Origin of the sequence: Nocardiopsis sp. NPDC057823, assembly GCF_042797335.1 — a bacterium.
GTDB classification, from domain to species: domain Bacteria; phylum Actinomycetota; class Actinomycetes; order Streptosporangiales; family Streptosporangiaceae; genus Nocardiopsis; species Nocardiopsis changdeensis.
Genome location: NZ_JBHVLR010000019.1, coordinates 41,217 through 61,480 on the forward strand (window position 1 = coordinate 41,217; position 20,264 = coordinate 61,480).

At 75.6% G+C, this 20,264-nt stretch carries 21 protein-coding genes; 10 read left to right on the top strand and 11 right to left on the bottom strand.

Going from position 1 to position 20,264, the window contains the following annotated elements; genetic code table 11:
* Nucleotides 1-138: 138 nt before the first annotated feature.
* Nucleotides 139-741 carry a TetR/AcrR family transcriptional regulator gene (locus ACFVNO_RS25080; protein ID WP_355267382.1) on the bottom strand — a complete coding sequence of 201 codons (603 nt, stop codon included), beginning with the start codon at nt 739-741 and terminating at the stop codon, nt 139-141.
* Nucleotides 742-832: 91 nt separating this feature from the next.
* Nucleotides 833-1,219, bottom strand: a complete 387-nt coding sequence (locus ACFVNO_RS25085) for a PPOX class F420-dependent oxidoreductase (protein WP_355267316.1) — start codon at nt 1,217-1,219, stop codon at nt 833-835.
* Between the two features lie 285 nt (nt 1,220-1,504).
* Between ACFVNO_RS25085 and ACFVNO_RS25090 the strand changes: the two genes are divergently transcribed.
* Entirely contained in the window at nt 1,505-2,908 is a 1,404-nt protein-coding gene (locus ACFVNO_RS25090; protein WP_378896094.1) for an alpha/beta hydrolase family protein, read from the top strand.
* Here the strand turns inward: ACFVNO_RS25090 and ACFVNO_RS25095 are convergent.
* On the bottom strand, nt 2,892-3,791 hold the full coding sequence (locus ACFVNO_RS25095) for a LysR family transcriptional regulator (RefSeq protein ID WP_378896096.1): 900 nt from the start codon (nt 3,789-3,791) through the stop codon (nt 2,892-2,894). The two genes, ACFVNO_RS25090 and ACFVNO_RS25095, sit on opposite strands and share 17 nt — an antisense overlap.
* A gap of 68 nt (nt 3,792-3,859) precedes the next feature.
* Here ACFVNO_RS25095 and ACFVNO_RS25100 point away from each other — a divergent pair, with 68 nt between their 5' ends.
* From ACFVNO_RS25100 to ACFVNO_RS25120, 5 genes are all read left to right on the top strand, one after another.
* The gene (locus tag ACFVNO_RS25100) at nt 3,860-4,750 is read left to right on the top strand and encodes an EamA family transporter (RefSeq protein WP_355267307.1); all 891 of its coding nucleotides are present in this window, start codon (nt 3,860-3,862) and stop codon (nt 4,748-4,750) included.
* 98 nt (nt 4,751-4,848) lie between these two features.
* Complete coding sequence (locus ACFVNO_RS25105) at nt 4,849-5,118, top strand: metal-sensitive transcriptional regulator (protein WP_220563631.1); 270 nt, start codon at nt 4,849-4,851, stop codon at nt 5,116-5,118.
* A 260-nt stretch (nt 5,119-5,378) separates the two neighbouring features.
* Nucleotides 5,379-5,951 (top strand): rhodanese-like domain-containing protein, encoded by a 573-nt coding sequence (locus ACFVNO_RS25110; RefSeq protein WP_355267304.1) that lies wholly within the window; start codon nt 5,379-5,381, stop codon nt 5,949-5,951.
* 111 nt (nt 5,952-6,062) lie between these two features.
* The gene (locus ACFVNO_RS25115) at nt 6,063-7,478 is read left to right on the top strand and encodes an MBL fold metallo-hydrolase (RefSeq protein WP_355267301.1); all 1,416 of its coding nucleotides are present in this window, start codon (nt 6,063-6,065) and stop codon (nt 7,476-7,478) included.
* A 67-nt stretch (nt 7,479-7,545) separates the two neighbouring features.
* The gene (locus ACFVNO_RS25120) at nt 7,546-8,415 is read left to right on the top strand and encodes a sulfite exporter TauE/SafE family protein (protein ID WP_355267298.1); all 870 of its coding nucleotides are present in this window, start codon (nt 7,546-7,548) and stop codon (nt 8,413-8,415) included.
* Nucleotides 8,416-8,491: 76 nt separating this feature from the next.
* On the opposite strand, the gene ACFVNO_RS25125 is transcribed toward ACFVNO_RS25120, so the two are convergent.
* From ACFVNO_RS25125 to ACFVNO_RS25135, 3 genes are all read right to left on the bottom strand, one after another.
* Nucleotides 8,492-9,853 (bottom strand): GntP family permease, encoded by a 1,362-nt coding sequence (locus tag ACFVNO_RS25125; RefSeq protein ID WP_355267295.1) that lies wholly within the window; start codon nt 9,851-9,853, stop codon nt 8,492-8,494.
* Entirely contained in the window at nt 9,850-11,061 is a 1,212-nt protein-coding gene (locus ACFVNO_RS25130; RefSeq protein WP_378896100.1) for a glycerate kinase, read from the bottom strand. The genes ACFVNO_RS25125 and ACFVNO_RS25130 overlap by 4 nt, the downstream gene beginning before the upstream one ends.
* A 70-nt stretch (nt 11,062-11,131) precedes the next feature.
* Nucleotides 11,132-12,220: a sugar diacid recognition domain-containing protein gene (locus tag ACFVNO_RS25135; RefSeq protein ID WP_355267290.1), complete on the bottom strand. Its 1,089-nt coding sequence runs from the start codon at nt 12,218-12,220 to the stop codon at nt 11,132-11,134.
* Between the two features lie 67 nt (nt 12,221-12,287).
* Between ACFVNO_RS25135 and ACFVNO_RS25140 the strand changes: the two genes are divergently transcribed.
* Nucleotides 12,288-13,217 carry a 1-aminocyclopropane-1-carboxylate deaminase/D-cysteine desulfhydrase gene (locus ACFVNO_RS25140; protein WP_378896102.1) on the top strand — a complete coding sequence of 310 codons (930 nt, stop codon included), beginning with the start codon at nt 12,288-12,290 and terminating at the stop codon, nt 13,215-13,217.
* On the opposite strand, the gene ACFVNO_RS25145 is transcribed toward ACFVNO_RS25140, so the two are convergent.
* The 4 genes from ACFVNO_RS25145 to ACFVNO_RS25160 all read right to left on the bottom strand — a co-directional run bounded on the left by ACFVNO_RS25145 (nt 13,181) and on the right by ACFVNO_RS25160 (nt 15,905).
* Nucleotides 13,181-13,615, bottom strand: a complete 435-nt coding sequence (locus ACFVNO_RS25145; RefSeq protein WP_378896104.1) for a DUF4240 domain-containing protein — start codon at nt 13,613-13,615, stop codon at nt 13,181-13,183. The two genes, ACFVNO_RS25140 and ACFVNO_RS25145, sit on opposite strands and share 37 nt — an antisense overlap.
* Before the next feature lie 88 nt (nt 13,616-13,703).
* The gene (locus ACFVNO_RS25150) at nt 13,704-14,483 is read right to left on the bottom strand and encodes a sporulation protein (RefSeq protein WP_355267281.1); all 780 of its coding nucleotides are present in this window, start codon (nt 14,481-14,483) and stop codon (nt 13,704-13,706) included.
* 313 nt (nt 14,484-14,796) lie between these two features.
* On the bottom strand, nt 14,797-15,264 hold the full coding sequence (locus ACFVNO_RS25155) for a hypothetical protein (RefSeq protein ID WP_378896106.1): 468 nt from the start codon (nt 15,262-15,264) through the stop codon (nt 14,797-14,799).
* Nucleotides 15,265-15,308: 44 nt separating this feature from the next.
* A complete protein-coding gene (locus ACFVNO_RS25160; RefSeq protein WP_378896108.1) occupies nt 15,309-15,905 on the bottom strand; it encodes a DUF2867 domain-containing protein in 597 nt (198 codons plus the stop codon).
* A gap of 89 nt (nt 15,906-15,994) precedes the next feature.
* Here ACFVNO_RS25160 and ACFVNO_RS25165 point away from each other — a divergent pair, with 89 nt between their 5' ends.
* From ACFVNO_RS25165 to ACFVNO_RS25175, 3 genes are all read left to right on the top strand, one after another.
* On the top strand, nt 15,995-16,546 hold the full coding sequence (locus tag ACFVNO_RS25165; RefSeq protein ID WP_355267272.1) for a TetR/AcrR family transcriptional regulator: 552 nt from the start codon (nt 15,995-15,997) through the stop codon (nt 16,544-16,546).
* A gap of 35 nt (nt 16,547-16,581) precedes the next feature.
* Nucleotides 16,582-17,538 carry a squalene cyclase gene (locus ACFVNO_RS25170; protein WP_378896110.1) on the top strand — a complete coding sequence of 319 codons (957 nt, stop codon included), beginning with the start codon at nt 16,582-16,584 and terminating at the stop codon, nt 17,536-17,538.
* Between the two features lie 99 nt (nt 17,539-17,637).
* Nucleotides 17,638-18,729, top strand: a complete 1,092-nt coding sequence (locus ACFVNO_RS25175) for a winged helix DNA-binding domain-containing protein (RefSeq protein ID WP_355267266.1) — start codon at nt 17,638-17,640, stop codon at nt 18,727-18,729.
* 137 nt (nt 18,730-18,866) lie between these two features.
* On the opposite strand, the gene ACFVNO_RS25180 is transcribed toward ACFVNO_RS25175, so the two are convergent.
* Nucleotides 18,867-20,126 (bottom strand): FAD-binding protein, encoded by a 1,260-nt coding sequence (locus tag ACFVNO_RS25180; RefSeq protein WP_378896112.1) that lies wholly within the window; start codon nt 20,124-20,126, stop codon nt 18,867-18,869.
* Nucleotides 20,127-20,264 lie beyond the last annotated feature (138 nt).

The window sequence follows — 20,264 nt, forward strand, 5'->3', positions numbered from 1 at the left end:
CTGACGGGGCCCGGGGACACCCCGGCGGGGTGCCCGGCGATGAGACGCGGCCGACGCGCCCGCCGTTCCCCCCGGACCGGTGAGTCATGGAGCACACTACGGGCCGGGTACGACGAACGGCGGCCGCCGCGGCCCGGCTCAGCGGCGGCCGTAGACCTCGCCCAGGACACTGAACGAGTCGCGGACCCGGGCGCGGATGCCCTCGGCGTCCTCCTCCTCGGAATAGTGCAGCCGGCGCATGGTGTGCCGCATGACGGCCATCGCGGTCACGGCGGCCAGCTGGGCCCGGTCCGACTCGGGAGGCTCGCCCAGGCGCCCGGCGATCGCCCGCGCCAGCACCTGCTCCATGTCGTGGAACCTGGCCAGCACGCCGGGGACGAGCTGGGGCTCGCGGTCCATCAGCCGCTTGCGCAGCCCCATCTCCTCCCGCTGGGCGGGGAGGTCGTCGACGTCGAGGAGGAACGCGATGAGCAGCCCGACGAGGTCGTCGGTGAAGTCCCCGGTGGGGCCGCCCGAGGCGAACTCCCGGGCGGCGCTCTCGTCCACCTCCCGGGGCAGCTCGCCCAGGAGGGCCTCCTCCTTCGTCCCGAAGTAGTTGAAGAAGGTCCGTGTGGAGACCCCGACGTCGGCGGCGATCTCCTCCACCGTGACGTTCTCGAGGCCGTGTTCGAGTGTGAGCCGCACGGCGGCCTCCCGGAGGGCGCGCCGTGTGGCCGCCTTCTTGCGCTCGCGCAGCCCCATCCGCTCCTCCTCCCTCCGTTCCCCGGTCACCTGTAACGCTCCTCTCCCGAGCCCGGCGCCCACCGTGCGGCCCGGCGGACCGCGTGTCCGGTCAGCGTCCGACGAACCGCTCGGGGCGGACGCGGACGACGACACGCCTCTCCTCGTCACTGTGCCAGGGATACGGGGTGCCGAGGTACTTGTGGGCCATCCGGTCGATGAAGGACTTGTCCGGGTCCTCGTCCACCCGGTCGACCACTCCGCGCACCTCCACGTACATGTAGGGGTTGTCGGGGTCGAGGACGGAGACCGCCACCCGGCCGTCCCGGGCGAGGTTCTTGAGCTTCTGCCGGGTGGTGGTCTGGCTGAAGCTCAGGTACTCCCCGTCCCAGTCGACCCACACCGGGCTGACCTGCGGTTCACCGTCCGGTCCCAGGGTGGCCACGTGCCCGAACGCGGGCTTGCGCAGGATCTCCTGCTGGTGCTCGGCGAACTCCATGGGGTGCTCCTCCTTCTCGTCCGCGGCCGCCGGCCGGCCGCTGCCTGCGAGTACACCAGTGCCCCGGGGAGGGATCGCGGAACGCCACGGGGCGGCCGGGGAACCGGCCGCCGTCCGGGCGGGGTCCCGGGGCCCGCCCGTGCGGCCGACCTTCGTCGGCGACGATCGTCGGGGCCCGCGCCTGCGACCACCTCCCCGGGGCCGATGCGCCGCTCCCGCACCCGCTCGTAGTGTCATCGCGGGACCGCCGCCGGGGCCGGTCCGGCGTGACCCGAGGGGACGTCCATGACCTGGCCGGAGGCCCTGCTCCTGGGGGCGATCGCCCTGCTGCTGCTCACCCTGTGCCTGCCGGAGCGGGTCCGCCGGCCGGCGGTCGTCTCGGGGATGGCCCTGGTGGCGGCCTGCACCGCGGCCGGGGTCCCGGCCGGACCCCGCTGGCAGTGGCTCCCGATCGCTGCGGGCGCGCTCGCCGCCCTCCTCCTGGGGGCCCTGCGCCTGCGGGGGCCGCGGCCGGTGCGCCGCCCGGCCCTGCGGGCCGCCGCGTCGGCACTGGTCCTGGCGTCCTGCCTGGGCGCGGCGGGGGCGGGCGGGCTGGCCGCCTGGTCGGTCCCGGTCCCGGCCTTCCCCGAGCCCTCCGGGCCGTACCCGGTCGGCGCGGTCACCGTGCAGTGGGAGGACCCCGACCGGGAGGAGACCTGGACCGACGACCCGCGGGACCACCGGGTGGTCGTGGCCCGGGTCTGGTACCCGGCCGCCCCGGACGGCGCCGGGGACCGTGCGCCATCGGCCTACCTGGGGCGCGACGCCGCCGAGGCGAAGACCGTGGCCGAGGGGCTGGCCGCGGGGTTCGGCCTGCCGGGGTTCGTGTTCTCCGACGCGGCCGCCGCCCGCGCCCGAGCGGTCACCGGTGCCGCGCCCGCCGCAGGCCCGCACCCGGTGGTGCTCTTCTCCCCGGGGCTGGGCGGCGTGCGCACCCAGAACACGGTGTGGGCGGAGGGCCTGGCCTCCCACGGCTACGTGGTGGCGGCCCTGGACCACCCCTACGACTCGGCGGTGGTGGTCCTCGACGACGGCACCGAGGTGCGCGGAGCGGTGGCGGCCACCGGCGACCCGGCACGGGACGACCGGCTGGCCCGGGAGTGGGCGGACATCCGCGCCGCCGACCTGGACCTGGCACTGGTCCGGCTGCTGGAGGCGGACGGCGGCCCGCCGGCCGGGCTGGCCGACCCCGGCCGCGTGGCCGTGGCGGGGCACTCCCTGGGCGGGGCGGCCGCCCTGCTGGCGGCCGAGGACGACCCGCGCTACCACGCGGTCGTGAACCTGGACGGCCTGCCGCGGCTGTCCGCCGACGCCTCCCTCCCGCAGCCGCTGCTGGCCCTGGTGGCCGCGTCCGGGACCGGCAGCGAGGAGGGCGACGCCCGCTACGCCCGGGAGCTGGACGCGGCCTTCGCGGCCTCCGCCGGACCCGGGTACGAGCTCACCGTGCCGGGAACGGCGCACCTGGGGTTCAGCGACTCCCCGTTCCTGCTGCCGCCTCTGCCCTCCCTGGTGGGGTCGCTGGGGCGGGAGGAGACGGCCCGGATCACCGAGGCGGCCTGCCTGGCCTTCCTGGACTCGGCCCTGAACGGCGGCGGCGCCGACGTCACCGGCGCGCTGTCCGGCCTGGGCCGGCTCACCCCGAAGCCGTAGCCCGTCCCGCCGTGGCGGGGAGCGGGGGCGGCGCCTGCCCGTACACCTCGGCGAGCAGGGCGACCGCGGCGAAGGCGGCGGGGTGCGGGTCGTGCGGCCGCCAGATCGCCCGGACCGGGATGGCCGGGGCGTCGCGCACCGGCCGGAACACGACCCCGTCGCGGCGGTACTGGGCGACCGTGCCCTCGGCGGTGATGCCGACGCAGCGGCCGGTGGCGATCTCGGCCAGCCAGTCGTCGATGTCCTGGGTGTGCTCCAGCGCGGGCCGCCGGTCGGCGGGCCACAGGTGGGCGGTGGTGGTGCCGGTGCGGCGGTCGACGAGGACGCGCCGGTCGGCGATCTCCGCGAGGCGCACGGAGCGCCGCCGGGCCCAGGGGTCGTCGGAGGCCATGGCGCAGACACGGCGTTCGTGCCCCACGACCGCGCCGTCGAACCGGCGCCCGTCCACGGCCGCGCGCACCACGGCCAGGTCGCAGGCGCCCTCGGCCAGCCCCGCGGTGGGGGTGTTGGTGCGGACCAGGTGCAGCTCCACGTCGGGGTGGCGTTCGGCCCACAGCCGCTGGAACCTGCGGGTGTGCCGCCCGACCGCCGACCAGGCGTGGCCCAGGCGCAGCCGGCGGTGGCCGCTGGTGGCCTCGGTGACCAGGTCGTCGACCTCGGCCAGGACGGTCCTGGCGCGGGCCAGCACCCGCCGCCCGGCGGCGGTGGGCGTGACCTCGCGGCTGGTGCGGTGCAGCAGCCGGGTGCCCAGCGCCCGTTCCAGGGCGGCCAGGCCCCGGGACACCGCGGCCTGGGAGACGCCCAGGTGGAGGGCGGCGTCGGTGAAGGTCCCGGTGTCGGCGATGGCGACCAGGCAGCGCAGGTGACGCAGCTCGACATCCATACGATCAGCGTATGCGAGGGGCGTCGCATGCATTTTGCGCATGCGCGGCCGGGCCGCATGATCCGGGCATGGAGACGTCGACGGAGGTGCGCCCGGCGGGCGCGGGACGGGACGGCCGCGGGCGCCTGGCCGGTGTGGCCGTGATGCTGGGCGGCGGGGTGTCCAACCAGGTGGGCGCCTCGCTGGGGGCGCTGGCCTTCCCGGTGATCGGCCCGGCCGGGGTGGTGGCGGTGCGCCAGTGGGTGGCGGCCGCGGTGCTGTTCGCGGTGGGGCGCCCCCGGCTCCGGACGCTGACCCGGGACCAGTGGCGGCCGGTCGTCGCGATGGGCCTGGTCTTCGGGTGCATGAACCTGTCGCTGTACTCGGCGGTCGACCGGATCGGGCTGGGGCTGGCGGTGACCCTGGAGTTCCTGGGCCCGCTCGCGGTGGCCCTGGCCTCCTCGCGCCGGTGGACGGACCTGGTGTGCGCGCTGGCCGCCGGGGGCGCGGTGGCCGTGCTGATGCGGCCGCAGCCCAGCGGCGACCACCTGGGGGTCGTGCTGGCGCTGGCGGCCGCGGCCTGCTGGGCGGCGTACATCCTGCTCAACCGCACGGTCGGGCGGAGGGTGCCGGGGATCGAGGGGTCGGCGGCCGCGGCGGGGGTCTCCGCGCTGGCCTTCCTCCCGGTCGGGGTGTGGGTGCTGTGGCACCAGCCGCCGACGTGGGCGGCGCTGGGGTGCGCGGTGGCGGCGGGCCTGCTGTCCTCCACGGTGCCGTTCCTGGGCGACCTGTACGCGCTGAGGCGGGTGCCCGCCCGGTTCTTCGGCCTGTTCATGAGCGTGCACCCGGTGATGGCGGCGCTGGCCGGACTCGTGGTCCTGGGCCAGCGACCGGCCTGGCCGGACTGGGCGGCCATCGCCGCGGTGGTGGCGGCCAACGCGGTGAGCGCGACCGTCGGCCGTCCCGGGGAGCACCGGTGACCGGCGTCCCCGGAGGCCGTGGAACGGGTCACCCGCCTCCCTCCGGACTGGACGCGACATACACCCGGGGGTATGTTGGGCGGCGAGAGGGGATGAGCATGGACCTCAAACCGGAGATGCTCGGAGACGCCCTGACCCGCCTGCGGCGGGCCCAGGGCCAGCTCAACGCCGTGATCACGATGATCGAGAACGGCGAGGACTGCACCGAGACGCTGCAACAGCTGGCCGCGGTCTCCCGTGCCCTGGACCGGGCCGGCTTCAAGATCGTGGCCACGGGCCTGCGGCACTGCAACGCGGCCCGCGAGCGCGGCGAGGAGCCGCCCATGAGCGAGGCCGAGCTGGAGAAGCTCTTCCTGGCCCTGGCCTGACGGACCCGCCCACGCGGGCGGGTCCGCCGGTCCGGCGTGCCCGCGTCCCCGAACCGGGGCACGGGCACGCCCTCCGCATACCCCCGGGGGTTCCCGGTCGGCGCACACGTGCGCCCTCCGCATACCCCCCGGGGTACTTTTCAGCCCGTGCGCCGCGGACCGGGGGACGGCCCCGTTCCAGCGCGCCCCGGGGAGACATCCGCCTCCCGGATACCCCCGGGAGTACCCGGCCTCCCCGGACACCGACCACGAGGAGACACATGACCGACCGCACCATCGCCGTGCACAGCGTCCGCAGCCTGGTCGAGACCGACCCCGACACCCTGCTCGTGGACGTGCGCACCCCCGCCGAGTACGAGGGCTCGCACATCCCCGGCGCGATCAATCTGCCGCTCCAGCGCGTGGACGCGCACCTGGAGCGCATCGTCACCGACGCCGGCGGCCGCCTGGTCCTCGTCTGCCAGTCCGGGCACCGGGCCCGGCAGTGCCAGGACAGGCTGGCCGCCGCCGGACTGGCGGACACCGTCGTCATGGAGGGCGGCATGAACGCGTGGGAGGCCCAGGGCGCGCCGGTCGTGCGCGGACGGGCCCGCTGGTCCCTGGAGCGCCAGGTCCGCCTGGTCGCCGGGGGTGCCGTGCTGGCCTCCGTGCTCGCCTCCCTGCTGTGGCCGCCCGCGGTGGCGGTCGCCGGGTTCGTCGGGGCCGGCCTGGCCTTCGCCGCCGTCACCGACACCTGCGCCATGGGCATGGCCCTGGCCCGGCTGCCCTACAACCGGCCCCGCAACCGGATCGACATCGAGGACTCGCTCGCGCGGCTCGGCGCCCGCGGCTGACGGCCCGCCCCTTCCACCCGGAGCGCTTCCGGACCACCGGGGCCGCACCGGCTCCACCGCATACCCCCCGGAGTACCCGGGGAGCGAACCGCACCACACCCAGGAGGAACCATGCTGCTGGAACGCATCTACGACGAAGACCTGGCCCAGGCGGGCTACCTCATCGGCTGCCAGGCGACGGGGGAGGCGGTCGTGGTCGACGCCCGCCGCGACATCGGCGTGTACCTCGACCTCGCCCGGTCCCACGGTATGAGGATCGTCGCCGTCACCGAGACCCACATCCACGCCGACTACCTCTCCGGCACCCGCGAACTCGCGGCGGCGACCGGCGCCACCGTCCACGTCTCCGGGGAGGGCGGCCCGGACTGGCAGTACGGCTTCGAGGCCGAGCGCCTCCGCGACGGGGACGCCGTCACCGTCGGTAACATCACGGTCAGGGCCCGCCACACGCCCGGACACACGCCGGAGCACCTGTCGTTCCTGGTCACCGACGGGGCGTTCAGCGACGACCCCGGCTACCTGCTCTCCGGCGACTTCGTCTTCGCCGGGGACCTGGGCCGACCCGACCTGCTGGACGAGGCCGCGGGCGGGGAGGACACCCGGTTCGAGGGCGCGCGGCTGCTGTACGCGAGCCTGCGCGACGTCTTCCTGGCACTGCCCGACCACGTCCAGGTCCACCCCGGGCACGGCTCCGGCAGCGCCTGTGGCAAGGCCCTGGGCGCCCTGCCGTCCACCACCGTCGGGTACGAGCGCCTCAACGCCTGGTGGGCGCCCTACCTCCGCGACGGTGACGAGGAGGGGTTCGTCGCGGAGCTCCTCGACGGGCAGCCCGACGCGCACGCCTACTTCGCCCGGATGAAGCGGCAGAACAGGCGGGGCCCGAGGGTCCTCGGCCCGCTCGACCCGCCGCGGGAGCTGGACAACGGGGAGATCGCCGCGGCCCTGAGCGCGGGCGGAGCGGTCCTCGTGGACACCCGGCCCCACACCGAGGTGCACCGGGGCACCGTCGCCGGGGCGCTCAACATCCCCGGTCCGGCCAAGGCCGCCACCTACGGCGCCTGGGCGTACGACCCCGAGGCCGAGGACCTGCCGCTGGTCCTCCTGGTGCCCGACGCGGACACCGCCCGGGACGTGCGCGACCACCTGCTGCGGGTCGGCATCGACCGCGTCGGCGGCTACACCACCACCCTGGAGGGACTGCCAGCGGCGGTGCCCGCGGTCGTCGCCCCGGCGGACCTGGAGGACGCGGGGGCGGCGCTCCTCCTGGACGTGCGCGACCGGGCCGAGCACGCCGCCGGGCACATCCCGGGCTCGCGGCGGCTCAGCGCCGGACGGGTCCTGTGGCACCTGGACGAACTGCCGGACGAGGGCACCATCGTGACCTACTGCCAGGCGGGCGTGCGCAACTCCGTGGCGGCCTCGGCCCTGCGCCGCGCCGGATACGACGTGGTCGAACTCGACGGGAGCTACGCGGGCTGGGCGGACTGGGCGCGCGGAGGCGCCGCGGCGGCCGGAACGGCGGCCTGACCATCGCGGCCCCGTCCGGGCGGGGCCGCCCCGGCGGCCCCGGTCCCGGCCACGGAAGGAGTGAAGTGTGGAGTTCCCGATGATCCTCGTCGTCGGCCTCACCGCGGTGGTGGGCCTCACGCTCGGGCTGCTCGGCGGCGGGGGGTCCATCCTGATGGTCCCGCTGCTGGCCTACGTCGCGGGCCTGCCGCCCAAGGAGGCCATCGCGGTCTCGCTGGTCGTGGTCGGCGCCACCTCGCTGGTCGGCGCGTTCGCCCACGCCCGCCGCGGCAACGTCCGCTGGCGTACGGGGCTGCTCTTCGGCGCCGCGGGCATGGGGGGCGCCTTCCTCGGCGGCCTGGCGGGCGGGCACGTACCCGGCACCGTCCTGATGGTGGCCTTCGCGCTCATGATGGTCGCCACCGCCGCCGCCATGCTGCGGGGCAGAGGGTCCCCCGCCGGGGGCGGGGAGCGGCGCGGAGAGCCTCCGCTGTGGCGCATCCTCGCCGACGGCCTGGCCGTCGGCGCCGTGACCGGGCTGGTGGGCGCCGGGGGCGGCTTCCTCGTGGTGCCCGCCCTGGCACTGCTCGGCGGCCTGCCCATGCCGGTCGCGGTGGGGACCTCCCTGCTCGTGATCGCCATGAAGTCCTTCGCGGGGCTCACCGGCTACCTGGCCTCGGTGAGCCCGGACTGGGCGCTGGTCGCCGCCGTCACCGCCGCGGCCGTGGCGGGGTCGCTGGTCGGCACGCGCCTGGCCTCCCGGGTGCCCGAAGCCGCGCTGCGCCGGGGCTTCGGGGTCTTCGTCCTGGTGATGGGCGTCCTCGTGCTGGCCATGGAGCTGCCCGCGCCGTTCGGCGGCGTCCTCGCCGTCACGGCGGCCGCCGTGGCCGCACTGGGCGCGGTCTGCCGCCTGCTCGGGGAGTACTGCCCCCTCGCGCCCCTGCGGGCGGGCGTGTGAGGGAGCCCCGGACGGCTCCGGAGAACGCTTCGGGCCCCCGCCGTACGGCGGGGGCCCGAAGCTCACGGACGCGGGGTCAGAGCAGGAAGAGCCCGATCACCCAGATGGTCGCGAAGGCCGCGGTGCCCTCGATGGCGGTCGCCACGCTGAGGGTCCGGTAGGCGGTCGCCACCGGGATCCGGCTCAACTGGGAGACGACCCAGAAGTAGGAGTCGTTGGCGTGCGAGACGACCATCGCTCCGGCACCGGTCGCCAGCACGCTCAGGACCATCCCCTCCGGGGAGTCGAGGCCGAGGGAGCCCAGCATCGGCGCGATCAGGGCCGAGGTGCTGACGATCGACACCGTGGACGAGCCCTGCGCGGTCTTGAGCGCGGCGGCGATGATGAACGGCACCGCCAGCCCCAGGCCCAGCCCGCTGAGGTTGTCCGACAGGAAGCCGGTCAGCGGCGAGGCGGCCAGCACGCCGCCGAATGCGGCGCCGGCGCCGGTGATGAGCAGGATCGGGGCCGAGACCCGGATCGACTCCTGGACGTGGTCGTTGAAGCGCTCCAGCTTGCCGTGCCCGCGCAGCAGCAGCACGGCGACGGCCAGGCCGATGATGAGGGCGATGACCGGGGTGCCCAGGAACCCGAGGACGTCGAAGGCGACCCCCTCGCCGAGCGGGCGGCTCGGCAGCTTGACGATCGAGGAGGTGCAGATCAGAGCCAGCGGCACCACGATCGGCAGGAACGAGACGAAGGCGCCGGGCAGCCGGCCGTAGCTCTCGCGCAGCTCCTCGTAGGACTGCCGGGTGAGGTCGTCGTCGTTCTCCGCGGGCAGCGGCGTGAACTCCTTGCGGGAGAACGTGCTCGCGAAGACCAGGCCGGCGACGGCGGCGACGGCGGCCACCGGCAGGCCCAGGGCGATGATCATGCCCAGGTTGTCGGAGACGCCGAGGTTCTCGGCGGCGGCCAGCGGGCCCGGGGTCGGCGGGACCATGGTGTGCGTGGCGTACAGGCCGGTCATCAGCGCGATCGAGGTGGCCAGGGTGGACACGCCGGTGCGCAGGGTCACGGCCTTGCGCAGCGAGTTGAGGATGACGTAGCCGGAGTCGCAGAACACCGGGATGGAGACGATGTAGCCGATCAGGGACATCGTCAGGTTCGGGAAGCGGGTGCCGAGCACCTTGATCAGCGCCTCGGCCATCGCGATCGCGGCGCCGGAGCGCTCCAGGATCACGCCGATCATGGTGCCGAACAGGATCACCAGGCCGATGTTGCCCAGGGTGTTGCCGAAGGCGGTCGTCACGGTGGTGACGACCTCGCCCATCGGGATGCGGTAGGCGAAGGCCCCGATGAGGGCGGCGCCGATGAGCGCGAGGAAGGGGCTGACCTTCCAGCGCGCGGTGACGAGCACGATGGCCGCCACCAGGACGAGCAGGATGAGCAACGAGGTCACGGTCGGTGTTCCTTAGGCGTGCGGGATGCGAAGTGGTGGGCGAGGAGCCGGCAGCAGTTGGAGGTCGTCCACTCGATGTCGGCGAGGACCTCCTCGCTCATCCGTTCCAGGGTGCGGGGGCCCCGGGCGGTGGAGAAGGCGGCGGTGACGCCCGACCGCCGGAGTTCCTCGGGGGTGACCGAGACGTCTCCGGCGATGACCACGACGGGGCGTCCCGCCGGGGCGAGTCGGCGGACCGCGTCGACGACCTTGCCGCCCAGGGACTGGCCGTCGAACCGGCCCTCCCCCGTCAGGACGAGGTCGGCGGCGGCCATGAGGCGTTCGGCGTCCAGGACGTCGGCGACCATGCGGGACCCGGGGACGACCTCGGCGCCCAGCAGGGCCGTGAGCGGGGCGGGCAGGCCGCCCGCCGCCCCCAGGCCCGGGCGGTCGCGGACGTCCTCGCCGGTGGCCTGCGCGAGGACCTCGGCCAGGCGGTCCAGCCCGGCGTCCAGAACGCGCACGTCGTCGGGGCCGGCGCCCTTCTGCGGCCCGAAGACCGCGGCGGCCCCCCGGTCGCCGACGAGGGGGTTGGTGACGTCGCAGGCGATGCGCCAGCGTACGGCCCGGGCGCGCGGATCGAGCCCGGAGGTGTCCAACCGGTCCAGTTCGGTGAGGCTCCCGCCCCCGTCGGGGAGTTCCCGCCCGTCCCGGTCCAGCATGCGCGCGCCGAGCGCGCGGAGCAGGCCGGTGCCGCCGTCGGTGGTGGCCGATCCCCCGATGCACAGGAGGATCTCCTCGACCCCGGCGTCCAGCAGAGCCGTGACCAGGGGGCCGATACCCCGGGTGGTGGCGGTCAGCGGGCGCAGGGGCACGTCGGAGACCAGCGGCAGGCCGTTGGCCTCGGCCGCCTCGATGACCCCGGTCCGGCCGTCCGGGGACAGGCCGTAGCGGGCCCGCACCGGTCGGCCGAGGGCGTCGGTGGTGTCCACCGTGAGCGCCTCGGCGCCCCAGGCGCCCAGGAGCGCGTCGAGGGTCCCCTCTCCCCCGTCCGCGAACGGGAGGGTGTGGACGGTCGCCTCGATGCCCGCCGCGCCGAAGGCGTCGCGGACGCCCCTCTCCATGGCCGCCGCCACGTCCACGGCCCGGGCGCTGCCCTTGAAGGAGTCCGGGACGATGGCGACACGGACGGGAAAGTCCTGGTCATGTACGTGCAACGCGTTGGACATGTCGGAGAGCCTAAGAAGAAACCCCGTGCGATTCGACGTCGTCTCGCCCAGACTTCCTGTGACTTCTTGTTCAGTCTGTGTGCGAAACGCACAAGGCTTCACGCGCGTAGAGAGCCATCTGCAACGCGGCCAGGTGGTCGGCGCGGCGGATGTCCGCCCCCGTGGTCGCGCGGATCCGCTCCACCCGCTGGAGCAGCGTGTTGCGGTGGACGTACACCGAGTCCGCCGCCGCCTGCATGGAGGTGGTCGTCGCCACCGCCAGCAGGGTGCGCCGCTGCGCCTCGCTCAGCACCGACGCGCGCCCGGCCAGGTGCTCCAGGCTGCGCCGGGGCAGGTGGGCCACGGCCACGGCGATGTCGCGCGACCACGGCTCGGTGTCCCCCAGGACCGGGATGAGCCCGGCGTAGCGGCACAGCGCCCGCGACTCCTCGGCGTGGGCCAGCAGCGCCTCGACGTCGTCGGTGGGCTCGGTGGCGGTGTGCCGGACGCCGGCGGGCAGGGGGAGGTCGGGCGCCGCCCCCGAGCCCACCAGCCACAGGGCGCCGTGCAGCACGGCCGACCGGTGGCCGAGATCGGTGTTGAGCCGGGCCACCGCGGTGTCGGCCAGCGGCGGCGGGGCCGCGGCCGCGTCCGGCCGGGGCGCCCCGGCCGTCCACAGCGCCAGCGACCAGGGCGGGGCCAGCCCCGCGGCGGCCAACCGGGCCCGCGCCGACTCCGCGGAGGCGGTGCCCGAGGCCAGGGCGGCGATGAGGTCGCGGGCCTCGGTGTGGCGGCGGGTGGCGGCGTCCTGCTCGTCCTCCTGCGCGATGAGCAGCTGCACGGTCAGCGCCACCACACGGGCGAGCGGGGCGACCTCCCGGGGATCGCCGGTGATGCCCACGGCGCCGCGCAGCTCGCCGTCGATGACCAGCGGCTCGTTGGCGCCGGGCCGGTCGGAGGTGCCGGGTTCGGGCGAGGTGATGAGGACGGGCCGGCCCTCGGCGATGACCCGCTGGGCGCCACGGTGCAGGGTGCCGAGGCGTTCGGGGTCCAGGCAGGCGATGATCGTGCCGTGCTCGTCCATCACGTTGATGTTGTGGCTGATCGTCGGTGCGATGAGATCGACCACCCGCTGGGCGAGTTCCCCGCTCAACGGCGTCCGGCCGGCGTTTTCTGCCATGGCCACCAGGATAGGGAGCCCCGGGACCGGGTCCCGCCGCCCGCGCCGGGGTCCCTACGCTGGCGGGATGGAGTCCACCGGGTGCGGCCACCTGACGGCCCGACTGCCCTCCCCGCTGGAGGAGGTCCGCGACCCCCGGCTGCGCGGGGTGCGGCTGCTGATCAAACGGGAGGACCTCATCCACCCCGAGGTGCCCGGCAACAAGTGGCGCAAGCTCCACCGCAACCTGGTGCGGGCGCACGAGGCCGGGGCCACGACCCTGCTGACCTTCGGCGGCGCCTACTCCAACCACATCCGGGCGGTGGCCGCCGCCGGCCGGGCCTGCGGGTTCGCGACCGTCGGAGTGATCCGCGGGGAGGAGCACCGGCCGCTCAACCCCGTGCTGGAGTACGCGGCGGCCCAGGGGATGCGGCTGGTCCACCTGGACCGGGCGACCTACCGGAACAAGCACACGCCCGGGGTGATCGCGGGGCTGCGCGAGCGGTTCGGTGACTTCCACCTGCTGCCCGAGGGCGGCAGCAACGCCGAGGCGGTGCTGGGGTGCGTGCCCGTCGCCGCGGAGATCGACACCGACTTCGACGTGCTGTGCTGCGCCTGCGGCACCGGGGGCACCCTCGCCGGGGTCGCCGCCGGGCTGGGCCCGGGGCGGCGGGCTCTGGGGTTCGCGGTGCTGAAGGGCGGGGGCTTCCTCGCCGACGAGGTGCGGCGGCTCCAGCGGGAGGCGGGGGTGTCCGGCGGGAACTGGGAGGTCGAGACCGGCTACCACTTCGGCGGGTACGCCCGGTGCCCGGACGGGCTGCGGGCGTTCATCGACGACTTCCGGGACCGGCACGGGCTGGAGCCGGAGCGGGTCTACGTGGCCAAGATGCTCGCCGGGATCTACGACCTGGCCGCCCGCGGCCGCCTGCGCCCGGGGACCACGGTGGTCGCCCTGGTCACCGGCCCCGCGGAGTTCCGGGCTCAGGCCCCGCCGGTCCAGCCCCCGCGGTTGGAGTAGGACTCGTAGGAGTACCGGGTCTCGCGCTGCCACTCCTCGCCGGTGAAATCCTTGTAGGCGCGGTCCGGGACGTAGAGCAGCGGTTCGGCCCAGATCAGCTCCTCGGCGTAGGGGGCGAAGAGCACCGGGTCGGCCAGCACCTCCTCGTAGGCCGCGCGGCCGTCGGCGACGACCGCCGCGCGGGTGTACAGGAACACGTCGGAGGACAGGTCCTCCCCGTACTCGCGCCGGTCCAGCCGGTACAGGGCCTCGGAGAGCCGCTCGGCGAAGCCGGTGATCATGAACACCGGGCCGCGCGACAGCAGCCCGACGAGGTGGTCGGCCAGGTGGTCGGGGTCCGGGCCGGGGGCGGCGGCGCGGCCCTCGTCGACCAGCAGCCAGAAGGTGTCCTCGGTCATGGCCCCGATCCTGCCGGAGGGCTCCGACAGGGCGCGGGGACCGGTGGGTCGGCGGAGGGCGTCGGCGGGCCGGAGGGCGCCCGCGGGCTCACCCCTCCGCGCCGCCCTTGCGCGCGTACGCCTCGCCGTCGCCGTCGCGGTCCAGGGTGTACCCGATCCACTCGCCCACGCGGCGCCGCCAGTCCTCGCGGTCGGCGTCCTCGTGGCGGGCGTGGAACCACCGGGGCTCGGCCCGGCCCGCCGCGTACTCCGCCAGCATCCCGTCGGCCGCGAACGCCACCGCCACGCCCTCCTCGGCGGTGGACAGCAGCAGGTCCAGGTCTACGGTGCCGTCGGTGTAGCGCAGCGCCCGGTGGAAGCGCGCCCTCCCGGGGTCGCCGGGCAGGCCGCCCCGGGCCGCGTGCCCGCCGCGCCGCTCGAACCCGGCGCGCTCCATCCCCTCCAGCAGGCGCTCGTGCAGCGGCAGCGGGTGGACGTAAACCGGGTCCAGGTCGCCCTCGTCGAGGGCGTCGTCTATGACGACGTCGGTGCGCAGGCCCAGCTCGACCCCGGCCAGGTCGGTCCCGTCCAGGCGGGTCGGCGGCGCGGCCCAGGGGACCCGGTAGGCGAACGGCACGACCAGCCGCCGCTCCGCGTCCAGGGTCATCGCGCCCATGAGGGGCACCCGGGCGAACTCCGACTCCTCGCCGTCGCCGAAGCGGGCGACGAGGACGTGCGCCACCTCGGCGACCTCCCAGTCCAGCTCGCCCCCGGTCAGCTCCAGGCGCCCCTGGAGCAGCTCGCCGGGCCGCCGGTGCGGGTCGTCCAGCACGGTGTCCACCTTGGGACATCCGGTCCCGAGTACCGAGAGGAGGTACCTGAAGACCATGACGCGTCCTTCCCGGAGAGCGGCGGAGGCCGCCTCGCGGCCCGGGACCCGGCTCCCTCGCAAGGGTCAACGAGGCCGTACCCGCGGCGGGTTCCCGAACGGCCCGGACCGACCGCGGCCCGCGCGGACCGTGGGGTCGGGGCGGCCCGTGCGGCCGGTGCGGTCCGTAGGGTCGGGGCGGCCCGTGCGGCCGGTGCGGCTCGTGAGGCCGGTGCGGACCACGCGGTCGGTGCGGCCCGTGGGGCCGGTGCGGACCACGCGGCCCGTGCGGCCGGTGTGGACCGCGCGGCCCGTGGGGCCGGTCCGGGGCCGGTCACGCGGCGGCCGCGGACTCCCGGAGCCGGTCCCGCCGCGCCCCGAGGACGACGAGCAGGCCCGCCGCGGCGCCCAGGAAGTAGGGCGACGGCACGAGCAGGACGCCGCCGGCGACGCACCACGCCGCGGTCCCCCAGCCCACCCACGAGGGGACGGGCACCCCGCGTCCGACCAGGTGCCGGATCAAGGCCCCCAACAGGACCAGGGGGACGGAGAAGCTCCCCGGACCGGCCCAGAAGGTGAGCGAGTTCTGCAGCTGCGCCGCCGCCGGCTCCGCGCCGCCCCCGAGGTCGAGCGGGACGGCCGCCCACAGGCCCCGCTCCGCCCAGGCCGCGATGACGGCGCCGTCGACGAACGCCAGCAGGGCCAGGTGCCCGACGCCCAGCACGATCATGATGCCGCTCCCCCAGAGCAGCGGCCCCCTGCCGGTCCGCGCGTTCCGTTTCGCCTTCGGTGCCGTGTCCATGCCCTGCTCCGTTCGCTCCGCCGTGTCCTGTTCCGCCCGCCCGGTCATGCCGGCCCTCCGTTCCGCTCGGCCCAGGCCCGCTCCCAGCCGCGGGTCAGCGCCGGGTAGACGATGAGGTGCCGAAAGGGCGCGATGGCCGCCATGTAGAGCCGCCCGAACCGGCCGTTGGGTTTGACGAGGACGGCCATCAGCAGCTCGTGGTCGCCGTCGGTCCCGCGCGCCCAGCCCAGGTGCATCAGGGTGTGCACGGTCCGGTTCGCCAGCTCGCGGACGGCCTCGGTGTCGGTCTCGTAGACCGCCTTCAGGGGCATGTCGTCCCGGTCCTCCCCCCGAGGCGCGGCGAGCAGGTCGTCGGGGAGGCGGTCGCGCAGCGAGGGGACCCGCCCGCCCACGCCCGACCCCGGGTCGTCCCAGCCCAGGAGCCCGCCGAGCCGCCACCGGACGGCGAACAGGAACCGCACCGCCGGGGGCATCCGGCCGATCCCGCCGGACGAGCGGATCGCCTCCACCACGGCGCGGAAGTCGCCGGGGCCCGCTCCGGGGGTGCGGAACGCCCACACGTCCTCGACCTCGAAGTCCGGGGCCAGGTCGTGGATGCGCCAGGGGTGTGCGGTGTGGTCGGAGATCGTACGCCGGGCCATGGCGGCCCCCCGTTCTATACGCAGCCGTATATCTCTTTTGTACGGTAGCGTACACATCATGAGCACGACATCCCGGGGGTGGTGAGAAGGTGCCGCCCACCGCCCGCACCCCGCGCGGCCGCTGGATCGAAGCAGGACTCGACGCCCTCGCCCGGGGCGGCCCGGACGCGGTCCGGGTCGAGACCCTGGCCGCCGGGCTCGGCGTGACCAAGGGCGGGTTCTACGGGTACTTCGATGGCCGGCCCGCCCTGCTCGCCGAACTCCTCGACGAGTGGGAGCGCCGCTGCACCGACGACGTCCTGGCCCGCGTCGAGGCCGAGGGCGGGAGCCCCGCCGAGAAGATCCGCCGCGCCGGGCTGCTGACCTTCACCGACGAGCTGCACCGGATCGACCTCGCCGTCCGGGAGTGGGCCCGCCAGGACCCGGCGGTCGCCGAGCGGCTGCGCCGGGTCGACAACGTGCGGATGGACTTCCTGCGCACCATGTTCGCGGGGTTCATCGACGACCCGGACGAGGTCGAGGCGCGCTGCACCCTGGCGTTCGCGCTGGCGATCGGCCGCCACTTCATCGCCGTGGACCACCCGGGCCGCACCCACCGCGAGGCGATCGTGCTCGCGGGGGACCACCTCCTGCGCCCCTGAGCCGTTTCGTCGCCGCCCCGGAGTAGCCTCCCCCCATGGTGGAGACCCCTGTCCTGGACTGGCTGCTCGACTCCGACCCGAGCCTGCGCTGGCGCGTGGAGCGCGACCTCGCGCGCGCCCCGGAGGAGGTGTGGCGGGCCACCCGCGCCCGGGTCCCGCACGAGGGCTTCGGCGCGGCGCTGCTCGCCCGCCAGGATCCCGACGGCCTGTGGGCGGGCGGCGCCTACTTCCCCGCGGACGCCTCCCGGGACGAACCCGGCCAGCCCTGGACGGCCACCACCTGGTCGCTCAACGCCCTGCGCGAATGGGGCGTGGAGCCCGGCGCGCTGCGGCCGGACACCGCGGGCCTGCTGGCGCGCAACGCCCGCTGGGAGTACGAGGAGCTTCCGTACTGGAGCGGCGAGGTCGACGCCTGCATCAACGCCTACACCCTGGCCAACGGCGCCTGGCTGGGCGCCGACGTGTCGGCGATCGCCGACTGGTTCCCCCGGCACCGGCTCGCCGACGGCGGCTGGAACTGCATGTGGGTGGAGGGGGCGACCCGCTCCTCGTTCCACTCCACGCTGAACTCCGTGCGGGGCATCCTCGACCACGAGGTCCGCACGGGCGGTACCGCCGCCCTGCGCGAGGCCCGGCACGCGGCGCAGGAGTACCTGCTCGAACGCGCCCTGTTCCGGCGGCTGTCCACAGGCGAGCCGCACCCGTGGGCGACGCACCTCGCCTACCCGTTCCGCTGGCACTACAGCGTGCTCAGGGCCGCCGACCACTTCCGCGCGGCGTCCCTGCACGAGGGCACCGCGCCCGACCCGCGGCTGGCCGAGGCGGTCGGGCTGATCCGCGCCGCCCGCGACGCCGACGGCACCTGGCACCAGCGGCAGCGGCACGAGGGCCGGGTGTGGTTCGAGGTGGACGCCCCGCCGGGCGAGCCGTCCAGGGGACTCACCTTCCACGCCCTGCGCGTCCTCGACTGGTGGGACACCGCACGGGAGTAGAGGACCGGACCTGACCTCTTCGCCTGCGAGGGTGGTCCCAGGCCGTGGGGGACGCGGCGTCCCGGCGCGGGCCGGGAGGGACGCACGGAGGTACACGCCATGACCGTTCTGGACGACCGGGCGCTCAACCGCGCCTCGCTCGCCCGGCAGGGCCTGCTCGAACCCTCCGACCGGTCGGCCCTGGACATGGTGTCCCACCTGTGCGGGCTCCAGGCCCAGGAGCCGCAGGAGCCGTTCGTCGGCCTGTGGTCCCGGCTGCGGGGGTTCGAGGCGCCGGCGCTGTCGGACCTGCTGGCCGGACGCCGCGTGGTGCGGCTCCCCCTCATGCGCCGCACCATCCACCTGATGGTCGCGGAGGACGTGCTGGCCTGGCGCTCCCGGTTCGACACCATGCTGCGCCAGAAGGTCACCGGGGTCTACCGCCGGGAACTCGACGGCGTGGACCTGGACGAGCTGGAGGCCGCCGGCCGGGCGGTGCTGGCCGACGGCGAGCCCCGCACCACGGCCGAACTCGTCGACGCGGTCATCGACCGCTGGCCCGGCGGGCACCGGCGGGCGCTGGGCGAGATGCTGGTCTCCGCGCTGATCCCGGTCGTACAGACCCCGCCGCGCGGACTGTGGCGCACCAAGGGGGGAGTGCGGGTCGCGCTCCTGTCGGACTGGACCGGCCGCGAGCCCGCCCCCCACGACCCCGGCGGCACCGACCCGGTCGGCCGGGAGCTCGTGCGGCGCTACCTCGCCGCCTACGGGCCCGCCACCTCCAGCGACCTGCGCGCGTGGTGCGGTGTGGCCGGGCTGCCCGCCGCGGTGGCCGCGGTCCGCGACGAGCTGGTGTCCTTCCGCGACGCGAACGGCCGCGAGCTGCTGGACCTGCCCGGCGCCCCGCTGCCCGACCCCGGCACCCCCGCGCCGGTGCGGTTCCTCCCCGCGTTCGACAACGCCGTCCTGGGCTACCAGTACCGCGGCCGGATCATCGACGACGAGCACCGCGGCCTGTCGGTGGCCGGCGAGCGCGTGGTGCTGGTGGACGGCCGGGTCACCGCGACCTGGACGAGCAGGGACGACACCGTGTCCGTCGCCCCGCTGCGCCCGCTCACCGCGGCGGAACGGGACGCCGTCGCCGAACAGGCCGAGGAGCTGTCGGCGTTCCTGTCCGACGGCGGGTCCCGCCGCGTGCGTATCGACGGCTGAGCCCCGGGGCGGGGCGGGAGGGTCCCGGGTGGGATCGGGGCCTCAGGACCGGGGAGGGCTCGGTGCGGGGGTCACCGCGCCCCGTATTCGAGCGGGGCCTCGGGACGGGGTCCTCGGGTCCGGGTGGGACCGGAGCCTCAGGACCGGGGGAAGTACGCGTCCGTGAAGGCGTTGCGGAACTTCCCCTCCGGGTCGAACCGCTCCAGCAGCCCGGCGAAGTCCGCGGCCCGTTCGTAGGAGGCGGCGACGTCCGCCGGGGGCAGGGTGCTGAGCTTGCCCCAGTGCGGCCGCGCCCCCAGGGGCGCCAGGCGCTCCTCCACCGCCGCCAGCACCGGGGCCACCGCCTCCGGCATCCGCCGCCAGGTGAAGTGGAACGCCACCGAGTCGCGGCCGTACGCCGGGCTGAGCCACAGGTCGTCGGCGCGCACCGTGCGCACCTCGGAGACGTGCAGAACCGGGGCGATCAGCTCCCCCAGGCCGCGCAGGGCGGCGAAGCCCTCGGCGGCCGCCGCCCGCGGCAGGTAGAACTCGGACTGCAGCTCCTCCCCCGCGCTCGGCGCGAACCCGGACCGGAAGTGCGGCAGCCGCTCGGACCAGGGGCCGACCGCGCCCAGCTGCTCGGTGGCCGGCCCGGCGGGCATCCCCGGGACCGGGTGCTGCGGGGTGTCCGCGGGCCGCCCTCCCGCCCAGGCGCCCTCCGGCTCGCCCACGCGGTGCTTGAGCCAGACCCGGCCGGTGTCCCCGCTCCAGTCGGTGAACAGGCTGACGCTGTACGCGGCGCCGAACACCGCGTCGAAGTCGGCGGCGGCCTCCGCGAGCGGCACGTCGAGGCGGACCCTCTGGGACACCTCGAAGGCCGGTTCGACCTCCAGGGTGAGCCGGGTGACGACGCCCAGCGCCCCCAGGGCCACCACCGCGCCCGGGAACACCTCCGGGTCGGTCTCCCGGCCCAGCCGCACGGTCTCCCCGCCGGGCCCCAGGAGTTCGAGCCCGCGCACCGCGGCGGCCAGGCAGCGCAGCCGGTCCCCGGACCCGTGGGTGCCGGTGGCGCAGGACCCCGCCACCGAGATGTGCGGCAGCGAGGCCAGGTTGGCCAGGGCGAACCCCTGCCGGTGCAGCTCCGCGGCGAGTTCGGCGTAGCGGGTCCCGGCGGAGACGGTGACGGTGGCGGTCCCCGGGTCCACGTCGATCTCCCGGGGCAGGCCGTCCAGGCGCACCAGGTCGTGGTCGGAGTCGGCGACCCGGTTGAAGGAGTGGCCGCTGCCCAGCGCCCGGATCCGGGGGGTGTCGCGGACCAGGGCGCGCAGGGCTTCGGGGTCGGCGGGCCGGTGGATGCGGGGGCTGGCGTAGGTGAGGTTCCCGGCCCAGTTGCGGACCGGCGCGGGCGGGGTGGACATGGGTCCTCCTGGGGGTGCGGCGGGAGCCCACGCTACCGAACCGGACCCGGTTCCGGGGATCCCGCCGCCGTCCATCCGCTTTTTCGATCGCTGGAATGAAAAAAGGATATTGGACGCGCCCGGAGGTTCCCCGGGATG